The sequence below is a fragment of the Pantoea sp. SGAir0215 genome, from assembly GCF_043543215.1.
This window is the reverse complement of the sequence record NZ_CP028031.1, coordinates 4070868-4087879: the sequence shown is the minus strand read 5'-3', so window position 1 is coordinate 4087879 and position 17012 is coordinate 4070868. Positions and strand designations below refer to the sequence as shown.

At 55.3% G+C, this 17012-nt stretch carries 12 protein-coding genes; 11 read left to right on the top strand and 1 reads right to left on the bottom strand.

The window, feature by feature from the left end:
* The first annotated feature begins 4 nt into the window (after nucleotides 1–4).
* From gudD to C1N64_RS19060, 4 genes are all read left to right on the top strand, one after another.
* Complete coding sequence (gene gudD, locus C1N64_RS19075; protein WP_033739568.1) at nucleotides 5–1336, top strand: glucarate dehydratase; 1332 nt, start codon at nucleotides 5–7, stop codon at nucleotides 1334–1336.
* Nucleotides 1337–1382: 46 nt separating this feature from the next.
* Nucleotides 1383–2153, top strand: a complete 771-nt coding sequence (garL, locus tag C1N64_RS19070) for a 2-dehydro-3-deoxyglucarate aldolase (RefSeq protein WP_033739566.1) — start codon at nucleotides 1383–1385, stop codon at nucleotides 2151–2153.
* Between the two features lie 18 nt (nucleotides 2154–2171).
* Nucleotides 2172–3056 (top strand): 2-hydroxy-3-oxopropionate reductase, encoded by an 885-nt coding sequence (gene garR / locus C1N64_RS19065; RefSeq protein WP_039338380.1) that lies wholly within the window; start codon nucleotides 2172–2174, stop codon nucleotides 3054–3056.
* Between the two features lie 73 nt (nucleotides 3057–3129).
* A complete protein-coding gene (locus C1N64_RS19060; RefSeq protein ID WP_006120767.1) occupies nucleotides 3130–4266 on the top strand; it encodes a glycerate kinase in 1137 nt (378 codons plus the stop codon).
* A gap of 52 nt (nucleotides 4267–4318) precedes the next feature.
* Here the strand turns inward: C1N64_RS19060 and barA are convergent, their stop codons facing one another.
* Nucleotides 4319–7048, bottom strand: coding sequence for a two-component sensor histidine kinase BarA (gene barA, locus C1N64_RS19055; protein WP_033739564.1), 2730 nt, complete (start codon nucleotides 7046–7048; stop codon nucleotides 4319–4321).
* A gap of 87 nt (nucleotides 7049–7135) precedes the next feature.
* On the opposite strand from barA, the gene rlmD reads away from it, so the two are divergent.
* From rlmD to queE, 7 genes are all read left to right on the top strand, one after another.
* On the top strand, nucleotides 7136–8455 hold the full coding sequence (gene rlmD, locus C1N64_RS19050) for a 23S rRNA (uracil(1939)-C(5))-methyltransferase RlmD (RefSeq protein ID WP_033739562.1): 1320 nt from the start codon (nucleotides 7136–7138) through the stop codon (nucleotides 8453–8455).
* A 32-nt stretch (nucleotides 8456–8487) separates the two neighbouring features.
* Nucleotides 8488–10719 (top strand): GTP diphosphokinase, encoded by a 2232-nt coding sequence (gene relA, locus C1N64_RS19045; RefSeq protein WP_394515104.1) that lies wholly within the window; start codon nucleotides 8488–8490, stop codon nucleotides 10717–10719.
* A gap of 89 nt (nucleotides 10720–10808) precedes the next feature.
* The gene (gene mazG / locus C1N64_RS19040) at nucleotides 10809–11597 is read left to right on the top strand and encodes a nucleoside triphosphate pyrophosphohydrolase (protein WP_394515103.1); all 789 of its coding nucleotides are present in this window, start codon (nucleotides 10809–10811) and stop codon (nucleotides 11595–11597) included.
* A 229-nt stretch (nucleotides 11598–11826) separates the two neighbouring features.
* Complete coding sequence (gene pyrG / locus C1N64_RS19035; protein ID WP_006120762.1) at nucleotides 11827–13464, top strand: glutamine hydrolyzing CTP synthase; 1638 nt, start codon at nucleotides 11827–11829, stop codon at nucleotides 13462–13464.
* Between the two features lie 76 nt (nucleotides 13465–13540).
* Nucleotides 13541–14836 (top strand): phosphopyruvate hydratase, encoded by a 1296-nt coding sequence (gene eno / locus C1N64_RS19030; RefSeq protein ID WP_006120761.1) that lies wholly within the window; start codon nucleotides 13541–13543, stop codon nucleotides 14834–14836.
* Nucleotides 14837–15069: 233 nt separating this feature from the next.
* Complete coding sequence (locus C1N64_RS19025) at nucleotides 15070–16185, top strand: endonuclease/exonuclease/phosphatase family protein (RefSeq protein WP_263757578.1); 1116 nt, start codon at nucleotides 15070–15072, stop codon at nucleotides 16183–16185.
* Nucleotides 16186–16310: 125 nt separating this feature from the next.
* Complete coding sequence (gene queE, locus C1N64_RS19020; protein WP_394515102.1) at nucleotides 16311–16982, top strand: 7-carboxy-7-deazaguanine synthase QueE; 672 nt, start codon at nucleotides 16311–16313, stop codon at nucleotides 16980–16982.
* Nucleotides 16983–17012 lie beyond the last annotated feature (30 nt).

Sequence of the window (17012 nt, the reverse complement as noted above, 5' to 3'; positions counted from 1 at the left end):
ACAGATGAACACGACACCGAAGATCACCGCCATGCAGGTCATTCCGGTCGCCGGCTATGACAGTATGTTACTGAACCTGAGCGGCGCCCATTCACCTTTCTTTACCCGTAATATCGTCATCCTTGAAGATAATGCCGGCAATACGGGCCTGGGAGAAATCCCCGGCGGCGAAAAGATACGCCAGACGCTGGAAGAGGCTGCCGCGCAGGTGGTGGGTAAAACGGTGGGTGAATATAAAAATATCCTGAATCTGGTGCGCACGTCTTATGCCGATCGGGATGCCGGTGGGCGCGGTAATCAGACGTTTGACCTGCGCACCACCATTCACGTCGTCACCGGCATCGAAGCCGCGCTGCTGGATCTGCTGGGACAGCATCTGGGCGTGAATGTCGCCTCACTGTTAGGGGACGGGCAGCAGCGCGACAGCGTCGAGATGCTGGGTTACCTGTTTTACGTCGGCGACCGCCGAAAAACCACCTTGCCTTATCAGAACCAGGACAGCGAGACCTGTGACTGGTATCGCCTGCGTCATGAGGAAGCGCTCACGCCTGAGGCCGTGGTCAGGCTGGCCGAAGCGGCCTATGAAAAATACGGCTTTAACGACTTTAAACTGAAAGGCGGTGTGCTGAACGGCCATGATGAGGCGGAAGCGATCGCTGCGCTGGCGAAGCGTTTCCCCCAGGCGCGTATCACGATCGATCCCAACGGGGCCTGGTCGCTTGAGGAGGCCATCGCGCTGGGTAAACAGCTTAAAGGTGTGCTGGCCTATGCAGAGGATCCCTGTGGCGCAGAGCAGGGCTACTCCGGACGCGAAGTTATGGCCGAATTTCGGCGCGCCACCGGCCTGCCTACCGCCACCAATATGATCGCTACAGACTGGCGTCAGATGGGACACACCTTGTCTTTACAGTCAGTCGATATCCCGCTGGCCGATCCGCACTTCTGGACGATGCAGGGATCCGTGCGCGTGGCGCAAATGTGCCATGAATTTGGCCTGACGTGGGGTTCCCATTCCAACAACCATTTCGATATTTCCCTGGCGATGTTCACGCACGTTGCGGCCGCCGCACCGGGCACCATCACCGCCATTGATACGCACTGGATCTGGCAGGAGGGCAATCAACGGCTCACAAAAGCGCCTTTCCAGATTGAAGGTGGCAGGGTGGCAGTGCCGCAGAAGCCGGGCCTGGGTATTGAGCTGGACAGGGAGCGGGTGATGCAGGCTAATGCGCTTTATCAAAAGCATGGCCTGGGTGCCCGTGATGATGCACAGGCCATGCAGTTTCTGATTCCGCAGTGGACGTTCGATCACAAGCGTCCGTGCCTGGTGCGTTAACGTTTTTGGGCTTCCTGCAGGAAACCCGTTTCACAGGAGTAAAACCATGAGTAATACAGCCTGGCGCAATGAATTTCGCCATCGCCTGCTGGCAGGTGAAACCCTGATTGGCAGTTGGTGTGCCCTGGCGAATCCCCTTTCGACCGAAGTCCTGGGGCTGGCCGGATTTGACTGGCTGGTGCTGGACGGCGAGCACGCGCCTAACGATATCACCACCTTTGTGCCTCAACTGATGGCGCTGAAAGGCAGCAATAGTGCGCCGGTTGTGCGTCCACCCTGTAACGAGCCGGTGATTATTAAACGCCTGCTGGATATTGGTTTTAACAACATTCTGGTGCCCTTCGTCGAGAACGAAGACGAGGCCAGACGTGCGGTCGCCTCGACGCGTTATCCGCCTGCGGGGATTCGCGGCGTATCCGTTTCACATCGCAGCAATATGTACGGCACCATGCCAGCGTACAACAGCACTATCAACGACAACATTACGGTGTTAGTCCAGATAGAAACGCAGCAGGCCGTGGACAACATCGATGCTATCGCGGCCGTTGAGGGCGTGGACGGGATCTTTGTCGGACCGGGCGATCTGTCCGCCGCGCTGGGTTATCTCGGCCAGCCTGCGCACCCGGCGGTATTGCCCGTCATCAAACACATCTTTGAACGGGCAAAAGCTGCCAACAAACCCAGCGGGATTCTGGCGCCGGTCGAGGCCGACGCCCGCCGCTACCTCGAGTGGGGCGCGACCTTTGTTGCTGTGGGTAGCGATCTCGGTGTTTTCCGCAGTGCCACGCAGGCGTTGTGTGACAAATTTAAAACGTAATCATCCAGGAGAGACGCAATGAAAATTGGCTTTATTGGCCTTGGGATTATGGGCAAACCCATGAGTAAAAACCTGCTGAAGGCGGGTTATTCACTGGTCGTGCGGGATCATCATGCCGAAAACGAGGCCGAGCTGGTCGCGCTGGGTGCGACAACGGCCAGCAACGCGAAAGAGATTGCCGGGCAGTGCGATGTGGTCATCACCATGGTACCGAACTCGCCGCAGGTCAAAGAGGTTTGTCTGGGTGAAAATGGCATTATCAATGGGGCAAAACCCGGTCTGATTGTCATCGACATGAGTTCAATCGCCCCACTGGCAAGCCGGGAAATCCATGATGCGCTGGCGGCAAAACAGATCCGTATGCTGGATGCGCCGGTCAGCGGCGGCGAACCCAAAGCCATCGAAGGCACGTTGTCGGTGATGGTGGGCGGCGATAAAGCGGTGTTTGACCAGTGTTACGACATCATGAAAGCCATGGCGGGCTCGGTCGTGCATACCGGCGATATCGGTGCCGGTAACGTGACCAAGCTGGCCAATCAGGTGATTGTGGCGCTGAATATTGCCGCAATGTCAGAAGCGCTGTCACTGGCGACCAAAGCCGGTGTCAATCCGGAGCTGGTCTATCAGGCTATACGTGGCGGTCTGGCAGGAAGCACCGTGCTGGATGCGAAAGCGCCGATGGTGATGGACCGCAATTTTAAACCCGGCTTCCGTATCGATTTACATATTAAAGATCTGGCTAACGCACTGGATACCTCACATGACATTGGTGCTCCTCTGCCACTGACAGCGGCGGTGATGGAGATGATGCAGGCACTGCGTAACGACGGACAGGGAACCGCCGACCACAGCGCGCTGGCCTGCTATTATGAAAAGTTAGCAAACGTCGAAATTTCGCGCTAAGGGTTGCCCGGTATCTGCGGATGCCGGGCGAATGTCCTTCCCTTACCGTCAAACCATACCGCCTGGATTGCTTATGAAAATCGTCATCGCACCGGATTCATATAAAGAAAGTCTCTCTGCCCTGGATGTGGCGTCGGCAATCGAAGCGGGATTTCGCGAGATTTTCCCCGATGCGCATTATGTGAAAATACCGGTCGCTGATGGCGGTGAAGGCACGGTTGAAGCGATGGTCGCCGCAACCCAGGGAAAAAAGATCAGGTTACAGGTGACCGGTCCACTGGGGGAACCTGTGGAGGCGTTCTATGGGGTGTCGGGCAACGACGAGACCGCCTATATCGAGATGGCCGCCGCCAGTGGCCTGGAGCTGGTCCCGGCGGCGCGGCGCGACCCATTGATTACCACTTCGTTTGGCACAGGTGAACTGATCAAAAACGCGCTGGATAAAGGGGTAAAGCACATCATTATTGGCATTGGTGGCAGCGCCACCAATGACGGCGGCGCAGGAATGATGCAGGCGCTGGGGGCGCGTTTGCTGGATAAGCAAGGTGAAGAGATTGGCCCTGGCGGCGGCGCGCTGCCGCATCTGGCCCGCATTGATATTTCCCGCCTGGACAGCCGTATCCGGGCGTGCCGTTTCGAAGTGGCCTGTGATGTGACCAATACGCTGACAGGCGATGACGGTGCGTCGGCGGTCTTTGGCCCGCAAAAGGGCGCAACACCTGAACGGGTGGCACTGCTCGATAAGGCGCTGACGCACTATGCTGCGATGATTCAGCGCGATCTGGGCATGGATGTCCTGCAGGTCAGCGGTGGCGGTGCCGCAGGGGGAATGGGGGCCGCGCTGTATGCATTTTGCCAGGCGGCCCTGCGCCCCGGTATTGAAATCGTTACAGAAGCGCTGGGGCTGGCGGCGCAGTTGCAGGACGCCCAACTGGTGATTACGGGCGAAGGGCGCATAGACAGTCAGAGTATCAATGGCAAAGTGCCGATTGGCGTCGCGAAAGTTGCAAAGCGGTTTGGTCTTCCGGTGATTGGCATTGCCGGTAGCCTGACGGACGATGTCGGCGTCGTTCATCAACATGGCATTGATGCGGTATTCAGCGTGCTATACCGTATCTGTTCGCTGGATGAAGCGCTGGATGGCGCACGCAACAATGTGCGGCTTACTGCACGCAATGTGGCGGCCACCCTGAAAATCGGGGGTTTTTAAACGCTAATTTGTCGGCCCCTGGCGTTCAGGGGCCTGCTGGCTGACCGGCTTTTCACGGCATAGCGAGCACGCGGCGCGCCTGTCTGGCCACATTTTCCATCTCATCCTGCAGCTCCAGCAACTCCGGCTCCAGCGCCTCAATATCACTGGCCTGATGCAGTTCTTTTTCCAGTTTACGACAGAGTTGCTTCATCCGCGGTACGCCGCTGTAACTGGCGCTGCCGTGAAGTTTATGGATAATTTCCCGCAAGGCAACCGCATCGTTTTCAGCCATGTACTGTACGATCTTAGCGTGCACTTCCGGCAAAAATTCCAGCAGCATTCGCAATAAATCCCGCGCTAAATCAGGTTTGTTGGCCGCCTGACGCAACGCCAGTTTCCAGTCCAGCGTGGGCAGGATCTGGGGAACCTCGGGCACAGCGCTGGCCGGGCTGGGCATATAACGCGTCAACACCTGACTGAGCTTATTTTCATCAATAGGCTTAGCAAGATAGTCGTTCATGCCGGCCCGGATCAGGTGCTCACGTTCACCATCGATCGCGTGCGCGGTTACAGCGACGATCGGCGTGTTGGCATGGTTTGGCAGCGTGCGGATAATTTCACTGGCGCGAATGCCATCAATGTCGGGCATCTGGATATCCATTAAAATCACGTCCAGTGCTTGCCGGTGGGCGACGTGAATGGCCTGCTCGGCGTTATTGCACAGGATGCTGTGCTCAACCTGTTCTTCCAGCAGTGCGCCGATCAGCTTGAGATTCGCAGGATTATCATCCACCGCCATGACGGTTAACGGCAGACGCGGCGAGGAAGAGGCATCGTTACTGTGGCGGGCATGCAGCTCCAGCAGCATGGGCAGTAAACGCGTTTGTGAGACAGGTTTGGCAATACAGCCGTCAATACCACGTACTTTTAGCTCATCGGCCAGCAGCATCATTGGGCTTGGCAGCGCCATGATGACCTGATCGGCGCGTTCCAGCAGCGAATTGATAAACCGGCTTTCCAGCACCTGCGACTGGCTGGCATCGACAGGCATCGCCATCAGCAACAGGGGATAACGCGGCTGACTCAGGCCTTCCGGCGTTAAGCTGTGCTCTACCTGTAACGGCGTCGCGCCTAAAATCTCGACGACTGCGCTGGCAACATCGGGATTCGCTTCCACATAGGCCATGCGGGTGTTCGATAGTGCGTCAAGGACGCGCGGCATACTCGGTGCATTCGGATTGAGATCAAGTTTCACGCGCACCCAAAAGGTGGAACCGTGATTCTGGCGGCTGACGAAGGTGATCTCCCCGTTCATTTCCCGCACCAGTTTCTGGGTGATCACCAGTCCCAGCCCCGATCCGCCGTGGCGACGGGAAATGCTGGCATCCGCCTGGCGAAAGGCCTGAAACAGCTGCGCCTGCTGTTCTTCGGAAATGCCTATCCCCGTATCACGCACCTGAATCTCCAGCTCAACCTGGGTTGCCGTAAGGGTATGTTGCTCAACCCGTAAATTGATGGTGCCTTTTTCAGTGAACTTAATCGCATTGCCCATCAGGTTAATCAGGATTTGCTGCAGGCGAAGCGCGTCACCGATCACGTTGTCGGGGACGTTGTTATCGCATACCACCGTCAACTCCAGCTTCTTTTCGTGGGCCGATGGGGCCAGCAAAACCAGCGTTTCATCCAGCGTGGCGCGAAGCGGGAAAGGAATGGATTCCAGCATCAGCTTTCCGGCTTCCAGCTTCGAGAAATCCAGTACGTCATTGATAATCGACAGCAGGTTATTGGCCGAACGTTCAATCGTCAGCATATAGTCACGCTGGGTGGTGCGCAGCGGCGTTTTCAGCATTTGACGGGTAAAGCCCAGCACGCCATTCAGCGGCGTGCGCAGTTCATGGGACATGTTCGCCAGGAATTCGGATTTGATGCGGGCAGCTTCCTGGGCACGTTTTTTGGCCAGATCCAGCTCAACGTTTTGAATTTCGAGCTGCTCCAGCGTTTCCCGCAGGTCCCAGGTCGCCTGATCGATGTTGTGCTGCATCTCTTCGTGGTAGGCGGTAAGCGACATCGCCATGGCATTGATCCCATTCTTCAGGATGCTCAGCTCGCCCAGCATGTGGCCTTCCACCCGGCTGTCCAGTTGCCCACGACGAATCCGGTCAACGGTGCTGACCATATTGCGAATGGGGCCGGTAACGTCCCGCATCAGGCGATAGGCAAACAACATGGCAATACACAGGCAGAACAGCAGCATCAGGGTGGCAATAAAGACTTCCCGGTATTGCTGTAAACGCACGGACTGCAAATCCAGCTCTATCGCCACATAGCCCAGCGGATTCCCGGCGGGCTTGGCATCCTGTCCGGGCAATTCATCCACGGCGTAACGCTCGGAGGTGATGGGTTTGCGCAGGATCAACAGGTTGCCGCTGCCCTCCAGGGAAACATCCTCGGGCAGCGCCTGAATCGCCTGCTTTGTCTTCAGGCTGAGGTTTTGGTTGGTGTTGGAGGTGACGTAGAGCTGGTTATTATCATCAAAAACAGAAATGGCCCGTACAATGCCGGAATGGCGGCGATGGAGTAAACTCACCAGTTCACGCAGCGCATCACGATTGTGCCAGGTCATGCTGTATTCTGTGGAGACCGCCAGCGGTTCAATGATATTCGCCCCCGCCTCAATCACCTGGCGCTGTAATTCATTGTAGCGATGTACCACAAAAAATGAGCTGAGCAGCAAGCCTACCATTAGCGTAGGCGCCAGGATTAAAATCATCATTCGCGCCCGCAGGCTGTATTTAGTCATAATAGTCGCCTGCTGTTTCGGCCTGAACGTCCCTGTGCATGTCGCTGAAATGGATGCACATCGAATTTAAAGAGAAAGAATTACACTATGGCGCAATTTTATTCCGCAAAACAGCGCGTGACGACCCGAAAAAGGCTGACCGTCACTATCGAAGACCTGGATCCTTTCGGTCAGGGCGTGGCCCGGCACAAAGGAAAAACCCTGTTTGTCGCGGGTGCGCTGCCCGGCGAAGAGGCGGAAGTCACCCTGCTGGAGGAGAAGCGCCAGTATGCTCGCGCCAAAACAGAGCGTCTGTTGAACCACAGCCCGTCACGGGTTGAACCTCGCTGTCCGCATTTTAGCCGCTGTGGCGGCTGCCAACAGCAACATGTTGATGAGCCGCTACAGCAGCAGAGTAAAGCGCGTGCGCTGGCACGAATGCTTACTCAGGCAGCAAAGCAGCCGATCACGGTGGATGAGATCATCGCCGGTCCTGCCTGGGGCTACCGCCGCCGTGCCCGCCTTGGCCTGCAGTGGCACAGCAAAACACAGCAGCTTCAGATGGGCTTTCGCCAGGAAGCCACCAACGATCTGGTCGATATCCAGCAGTGCCCCGTTTTGGTGCCCCAACTTGAAGCGCTGATTATTCCGCTGCGCAATTGTCTCACTACGCTTAATGCTGTCAACCGTTTAGGCCATGTCGAACTGGTGCTGGCTGATAACGGGCCGGTGATGTTATTGCGTCATCTGGATGCATTAACTGCTGACGATATGGCAAAACTGGAACGGTTTTCGCATCAGCATCAGCTCATGCTGTTTTTGGATGATGGCGGCGAGGCACTGCGCGCAATCAGTGAACAACGCCCGTTTTATCATTCACACCAGCTTACGCTAACCTTCAGTCCACAGGATTTTATTCAGGTTAACGATACGGTGAATCAGCAGATGGTCGCCAGGGCAATCGCGTGGCTGGATTTACAGCCTGACGATCGTGTGCTGGACCTGTTTTGCGGCATGGGAAACTTTACGCTCCCTGTAGGAAAAACGGTACAAAATGCCGTAGGTGTGGAGGGCGTTGCAGCATTAGTCCAGCAGGCAGAGTATAATGCTGAGGTCAATGATCTTAAAAACGTCAGATTTTTTCAGCACAATCTGGAAGACGATGTTTCGCGTCAGCCCTGGGCGACGCAAGGCTTTAACAAGGTGTTACTCGATCCGGCGCGGGCCGGGGCGGCGGGTGTCATGTCCCATGTCGTCAAACTATCACCACAGCGTGTGGTCTATGTGTCGTGTAATCCTGTAACACTCGCGCGTGACAGCGAAACACTGTTGTCGGCGGGCTACCAATTGGAAAGGGTCGCGATGCTGGATATGTTTCCGCATACCCGTCATCTCGAATCCATGGTGCTGTTCAGAAAAAAAACATAAGTGTCCGGCAGGGGCGCTGTGCAGGAGAGGATATGGTTGCGGTCAGAAGTGCACATTTAAATACGGAAGGGGAATTTGCCCTCGACCAGTGGATCGCCAGTCTTGGCGTGGCTAACCCGCAATCATGTGAACGTCTTGCTGAAACCTGGCGCTATTGTGAGGCGCAGACGCAAGGCCATCCCGACCAGTCGCTGCTGCTGTGGCGCGGTATTGAGATGGTGGAAATCCTCTCAATGCTCAGCATGGACATTGAAAGCCTGTGCGCGGCACTGATTTTCCCGCTCGCCAATGACGAAGTGGTCAGCGAAGAAGAGCTGGAAAAAACCGTCGGCAAAGGCATCGTTTCGCTGGTACATGGCGTGCGCGATATGGATGCGATTCGCCAGCTGAAAGCCATTCATAACGATTCAATGGCCTCAGAGCAGGTGGATAACGTGCGCCGCATGCTGCTGGCGATGGTGGAAGATTTCCGCTGCGTGGTGCTTAAGCTGGCAGAGCGCATTATGAACCTGCGCGAGGTGAAGGATGCACCGGAAGACGAACGCGTTCTGGCCGCCAAAGAAAGCACCAATATTTACGCGCCGCTGGCCAACCGGCTGGGCATCGGCCAGCTGAAATGGGAGCTGGAAGATTACTGCTTCCGCTATCTGCATCCCGAAGAATACAAACGCATTGCGAAACTGTTGCACGAACGTCGTATCGATCGTGAGCAATATATCGATAACTTTGTCGTTAACCTGCGTAAAGAGATGGCGAAAGAGGGCGTTCGTGCCGAAGTGTACGGCCGTCCCAAACATATCTACAGCATCTGGCGCAAGATGCAGAAAAAATCGCTCGCCTTTGATGAGCTGTTCGACGTGCGCGCGGTGCGTATTGTGGCTGAGCGTTTGCAGGACTGCTATGGCGCGCTAGGTACGGTACATACGCTGTACCGCCATCTGCCCAGTGAATTCGACGATTACGTCGCTAACCCGAAGCCTAACGGCTATCAGTCCATTCATACGGTGGTGCTGGGACCGCAGGGTAAAACCGTTGAGATCCAGATTCGTACGCGTCAGATGCATGAGGACGCGGAACTCGGCGTCGCGGCACACTGGAAATACAAAGAAGGCCCGTCGTCCAGCCATGCCCGTGGGGCGGCAGGCCATGAAGAACGCATTGCCTGGTTACGTAAGCTGATCTCCTGGCAGGAAGAGATGGCCGATTCCGGCGAGCTGCTGGAAGAGGTCCGCAGTCAGGTGTTTGATGACCGCGTCTACGTCTTTACCCCGAAAGGCGATGTGGTCGATTTGCCCGCCGGTTCTACGCCGCTGGACTTTGCCTACCATATCCACAGCGATATCGGCCATCGCTGCATCGGTGCCAAAATCGGTGGGCGCATCGTGCCCTTTACCTATCAGTTGCAGATGGGCGACCAGGTTGAAGTCATCACACAAAAACAGCCGAATCCGAGCCGCGACTGGCTGAACCCGAATTTAGGATTCATCACTACCAGCCGTGGCCGCGCCAAAATTCACAACTGGTTCCGTAAGCAGGATCGCGATAAAAACATTCTCGCCGGTCGCCAGATCCTGGACAACGAGCTGAACCAGATGGATATCAGCCTGCGTGAAGCCGAGAAGCTGCTGCTGCCGCGCTATAACGTCACTTCGCTGGACGAGTTACTGGCCGCCATTGGCGGCGGGGATATTCGTCTGCACCAGATGGTGAATTTCCTGCAGGCCAAACTTAATAAGCCGACGGCGGAAGAACAGGACCGTGAAGCCCTGCGTCAGCTGACGCAAAAATCGCACGCGCCGTCTGCCCGCAAGGAAAGTGGTCGCGTCGTGGTGGAAGGCGTGGGCAACCTCATGCACCATATCGCACGCTGCTGTCAGCCTATCCCGGGCGACGATATCGTCGGCTTTATCACCCACGGACGCGGTATTTCCATTCACCGTGCCGACTGCGATCAGCTGTCAGAGTTGATCTCCAACGCGCCAGAGCGCATCGTCGATGCCGTATGGGGCGAAAGCTACTCCAGCGGCTATTCGCTGGTGGTGCGCGTCACGGCTAACGATCGCAGCGGGCTGTTGCGCGATATCACCACGATTCTCGCCAACGAAAAGGTCAACGTGCTCGGCGTATCGAGCCGCAGCGATACCAAAAAACAGCTCGCCACCATTGATATGGACATCGAGATTTACAATCACCAGGTCCTGGGGCGCGTGCTGTCTCGCCTCAATCAGGTATCTGACATCATCGATGCCCGCCGCCTGCACTAACCTGTCATCAGGCGCACGTTTTGACCGACGTGCGCCTGGCTGCTTTTATCACCGCGTTTATGCCAACGAAACACCGGAAGGATTACCCTATGACGTCAATTGATCGCCTGCTGGGCATTATGAAAACCCTGCGCGATCCGCAACAGGGCTGCCCGTGGGATCGCGAGCAGACCTTTGCCAGCATCGCGCCTTATACCCTGGAAGAAACCTACGAAGTACTGGATGCGATCCAGCGCGAAGACTTCGACGATCTGCGGGGGGAGCTGGGCGATTTGCTGTTTCAGGTGGTGTTTTATGCCCAGATGGCACAGGAGCAGGGGCGCTTTAATTTTGATGATATCTGCCATGCCATCAGTGACAAGCTGGAACGTCGCCATCCGCATATTTTTGCGGAAGGCACCGCCGGGAACAGCGCTGAGGTGTTGAAAAACTGGGAGGCGATAAAAAGCGCGGAACGGGCAGAGAAAGCCCAGCATTCGGCACTGGACGATATTCCAAAAGCGCTGCCTGCGCTGATGCGCGCTCATAAAATTCAAAAGCGTTGCCACAATGTGGGCTTCGACTGGACCACGCTGGGCCCGGTGGTCGACAAGGTGCATGAAGAGATCGATGAGGTGATGCACGAGGCGCAGCAAAGCGTCGTCGACCCGCAAAAGCTGGAAGAAGAGATTGGCGATTTACTGTTTGCGACGGTTAACCTCTCGCGTCACTTGGGCAGCAAAGCCGAAATCGCGCTACAGAAGGCCAACGATAAGTTTGAGCGCCGTTTCCGTGCGGTGGAAGCAATCATTACTGCACAGGGACTGTCTATGCCGGGCGCCACGCTGGAACAAATGGAAGCGGCCTGGCAGCAGGTAAAAGCCGACGAAAAACGCTGATTATTCCAGCGCTGCGCATAAAGTGCGCGCTCGGGCTTACTCGATTCAGCTTCGCGTCAACTTTGTGATGTACGTCAACATTTTGTTAACCGCTATCCGCTAAGGTACGCGCAGCAATGCGTGAGGAGAGGGATGTGATTCATCAATTGTGGCTGATGGCGGTTTCCAGTATACTGTTTTCCCGTCCTGGTTATTCCACCGTCTTTAAACCTAAACTCTCAGGTTCAGCATGACAACGAATTATATTTTTGTGACCGGCGGGGTCGTTTCCTCTCTGGGTAAAGGCATTGCCGCAGCCTCCCTCGCAGCCATTCTCGAAGCGCGTGGTCTGAACGTGACCATCATGAAACTGGATCCGTACATTAACGTCGATCCGGGTACCATGAGCCCGACACAGCACGGTGAAGTATTCGTCACTGATGATGGGGCCGAAACCGATCTGGATTTGGGTCACTATGAGCGCTTCATCCGCACGAAAATGTCGCGCCGCAACAACTTCACCACTGGCCGTATCTACTCGGAAGTCCTGCGCAAAGAGCGCCGTGGCGACTATCTGGGTGCCACGATTCAGGTCATTCCGCATATTACTAATGCGATTAAAGAGCGCATCATCGAAGGTGGCGAAGGTCACGACGTCGTGCTGGTCGAAATCGGCGGTACGGTCGGTGATATCGAATCCCTGCCGTTCCTGGAAGCGATTCGTCAGATGGCCGTCGACGTGGGCCGCGAACACACGATGTACATGCACCTGACGCTGGTGCCTTACATGGCGGCAGCGGGCGAGGTCAAAACCAAGCCGACGCAGCACTCTGTAAAGGAACTGCTCTCTATCGGTATTCAGCCAGACGTCCTGATCTGCCGTTCCGATCGGGCTGTGCCGGCCAACGAGCGTGGCAAAATTGCCCTGTTCTGTAACGTGCCAGAAAAAGCCGTTATTTCGCTCAAAGACGTCGATTCCATCTACAAAATTCCAGGCATGCTGAAATCGCAGGGTCTGGATGACTATATCTGTAAGCGTTTCAATCTGAATGCTCCGGAAGCCAATCTGGCCGAGTGGGAGCAGGTGATTTATGAAGAAGCGAACCCGGGCGGCGAAGTCACCATTGGTATGGTGGGCAAATATGTCGAACTGCCGGATGCGTATAAATCTGTTATTGAAGCCCTGAAGCACGGCGGGCTGAAGAATCGCGTTACCGTCAACATCAAGCTGATCGACTCCCAGGACGTAGAAACCCGCGGTGTCGAATTGCTGAAAGATTTAGATGCCATTCTGATTCCGGGTGGGTTTGGTTACCGCGGTGTCGAAGGCAAGCTGATGACGGCGAAATATGCCCGCGAAAACAACGTGCCTTATCTCGGCATCTGTCTTGGCATGCAGGTTGCCCTGATGGAGTTCGCGCGCAATGTTGCCGGTATGGAAGGCGCAAACTCCACAGAATTTGTGCCAGACTGTAAGTACCCGGTGGTCGCCTTGATAACCGAATGGCGTGACGAAGAAGGTAACGTTGAAGTCCGTTCTGAGCAGAGCGATCTGGGCGGTACCATGCGTCTTGGCAGCCAGCAGTGCCAGTTGACCCCGGAAAGCAAGGTTCGCCAGCTGTACGGTTCTGACACGATTGTTGAGCGCCATCGTCACCGCTACGAAGTGAATAATATGCTGCTGAAGCAAATTGAAGCAGCGGGTTTACGCGTGGCAGGACGTTCTGGCGACGATCAGTTGGTTGAGATCATTGAGATCCCGAACCATCCATGGTTTATTGCTTGCCAGTTCCACCCTGAGTTCACATCGACGCCACGCGATGGTCATCCGTTGTTTGCCGGGTTTGTGAAGGCAGCACATGAGCATCAGAAGCGTTTAGCGAAATAAGTTTAACGAACAACGCGCGAACTTTTCGCGCGTTGTTTGTCTTAGGATTGACTAACTTGTACTGAGGAAAATCGTAATGGCCAAAATCGTAAAAGTCATCGGTCGCGAAATTATCGACTCACGTGGCAACCCAACTGTTGAAGCTGAAGTGCACCTGGAAGGCGGCTTCGTAGGCCTGGCTGCAGCACCATCAGGTGCCTCTACCGGTTCTCGTGAAGCACTGGAACTGCGTGACGGTGACAAATCTCGCTTCCTGGGCAAAGGCGTAACTAAAGCGGTTGCTGCGGTTAACGGTCCGATTGCTGAAGCGGTAAAAGGCAAAGACGCGAAAGATCAGGCGAACATCGATAAAATCATGATCGACCTGGACGGTACTGAGAACAAATCTAACTTCGGTGCTAACGCCATTCTGGCTGTTTCACTGGCTGCGGCAAAAGCGGCGGCAGCCTCTAAAGGTCAGGCGCTGTATGAGCACATCGCTGAACTGAACGGCACCCCAGGCAAATATTCTATGCCACTGCCTATGATGAACATCATCAACGGTGGTGAGCACGCGGACAACAACGTCGACATTCAGGAATTCATGATTCAGCCTGTCGGCGCATCAAGCGTGAAAGAAGCGATCCGCATGGGTTCAGAAGTGTTCCACAACCTGGCGAAAGTGCTGAAAAGCAAAGGTATGAGCACAGCGGTAGGTGACGAAGGTGGCTATGCGCCAAACCTGGGTTCTAACGCCGAAGCGCTGGCGGTTATCGCGGAAGCGGTAAAAGCAGCAGGCTATGAGCTGGGTAAAGATATCACCCTGGCAATGGACTGTGCGGCATCTGAATTCTACAAAGATGGCAAATACGTGCTGGCCGGTGAAGGCGGTAAGGCCTTCACCTCTGAAGAGTTCACCCACTTCCTGGAAGATCTGACGAAGCAGTATCCGATCGTTTCTATCGAAGATGGCCTGGACGAATCTGACTGGGATGGCTTCGCCTACCAGACCAAAGTGCTGGGCGACAAAATCCAGCTGGTAGGTGACGATCTGTTCGTTACCAACACGAAGATCCTGAAAGAAGGTATCGAGAAAGGCATCGCGAACTCCATCCTGATCAAATTCAACCAGATCGGTTCACTGACCGAAACCCTGGCTGCGATTAAAATGGCGAAAGACGCAGGCTACACCGCTGTGATCTCTCACCGTTCAGGTGAAACCGAAGATGCGACCATCGCTGACCTGGCGGTCGGTACTGCTGCAGGCCAGATCAAAACCGGTTCAATGAGCCGTTCTGACCGTGTTGCGAAGTACAACCAGCTGATCCGTATCGAAGAAGCGCTGGGTTCAAAAGCGCCCTTCAACGGTCTGAAAGAAGTAAAAGGCCAGTAAGTTTACTGACTTCTGACTTCTGATGAAAACCCGCCCACGTGGCGGGTTTTTTTATGCCTTTGCCGTCAGGCTTCCTCACCTTTTTCTGCGACGTCTATGCTGTATACATCTGCGCTTAACACAACTCACCGACACTGACGCTGTATACACGAATCTGACGCATCCTGTTGCTCGCCTGAGGCGCATGAATCACCGCTTTCAGGCAAAAATTAACTGGCTGAAGGAGGAAACCTGTGAGGCTGGCTTCGTATAACGTTGAAAACCTGTTTGATCGCGCCAGAGCGATGAATCAGAACGAATGGCGTGCAGGAAAACCGGTACTCGAAAAATTCGCCGAGCTGAATGCCCTGCTGGGGCAGGCTGAGTATACCGACGCGATGAAAAAACAGATGGTTGAACTGATGGTGGCACTGGGACTGCAAAAGTCAGACACCGGGCCTTTTGTTCTCCTGCGGCGCAACCGGGGTAAACTGTTGACCCGACCCACAGACAACAGCGGCATTCGCATTATCGCTAATGGCCGTGCTGACTGGGTCGGATCGCTGGAACTGCGACGTGCGCCGATAGACGAGATTGCTATGGGATTAACGGCGCAGGTCATGACAGATCTCAGGGCGGATATCCTGACGGTCGTGGAAGCAGAAAGCCGCCCCGCGTTGCTGGAATTTAATAACACGATGCTGCCTGCCCGCGGCGGCACGCCGTTTAATCATGTGATGGTGATTGATGGCAACGATGAGCGGGGCATTGATGTCGGGCTAATGAGCGCGGCAGACTTTGCTATCGACACAATCCGAAGTCATGTCGATGACAAAGATAAACAGGGCGAGCTGATTTTCTCGCGCGACTGTCCCGAATTCACGATTCCTTTGCCCGACGGTCAAACCCTGCTTGTGCTGGTTAACCATTTTAAAAGCAAAGGGTACGGTGCAAAAGCCACCTCTGACGCCCGCCGTAAACGGCAGGCGGAGCGGGTCAAAGCGATATATCAGCAACGCATTAAAGACGGGCAAACCCTGATCGCGATCACGGGCGATTTTAACGACACGCCAGACAGCGAGGCCTTATCGCCGTTGCTGAAGGACACCGACCTGAAAGATATCTTTACCCATGAAAAGTTTGATAACGGTGGCTATCCCGGTACCTGGGGCGGTTGCAGCGCCAGTAATAAAATTGACTATATTTTGCTGTCGCCCGCCCTGTGGAAAACGGTCGAAAAAGGCGGCGTGTGGCGCAAAGGGATGTGGCCCGGTGTTCGCCCGGTAAAATGGGAAACCTATCCCGAACTGAAAAAAGAGGTGAATGCGGCGTCTGATCATGCGGCGGTGTGGGTGGATCTGGCCCTCTGATCCCGCCTGCTGTCCTCCTGTCGCCTGGCGCGTTCACAGCAGATCGCGTCGGTTCAGCATCACCTGACATGATCTCAGCGCTGAGTTCTGCGATAATCGCGTTTTAAAACTTCACAGAGATGATTATGCAGTACCCGATTAACGAAATGTTCCAGACGCTGCAAGGCGAAGGCTATTACACCGGCGTGCCGGCGATTTTCATCCGCTTACAGGGATGTCCGGTAGGATGCAGTTGGTGTGACACCAAACACACCTGGGAAAAACAGGCGGATCGGGAAACAGCATTAGGCGATATTCTGGTTAAAACGGTGGAAAGCGATGCCTGGGGCAACGCGGATGTGCCAATGCTGCTCAGCAGCATCGCGCAACAGGGCTGGACTGCCCGTCACATTGTGATCACCGGCGGAGAACCGGCCATCTACGATTTGCGCCCACTGACCGACGCGCTGGAAGCCGCAGGGTTTCAGTGCCAGATCGAAACCAGCGGGACCCACGAAATCCAATGCTCTGCACAAACCTGGGTGACCGTGTCGCCGAAGGTTAATATGCGCGGCGGTTATGATGTCCTGGCACAGGCGCTGAGCCGTGCAGATGAGATCAAACATCCGGTAGCACGGCAACGTGATGTAGAGGCCTTAGACGATTTACTGGCCGGGATTCAGGACACAAAAGCGCGCATTATTGCGCTGCAGCCGATCAGTCGCAAAGATGATGCGACCAAACTGTGTATCGAAACCTGCATTGCGCGCAACTGGCGCCTGTCGATGCAGACGCATAAATACCTGAATATTGCCTGACCGCAAAAAGGCGGCCCTGGCCGCCTTTTT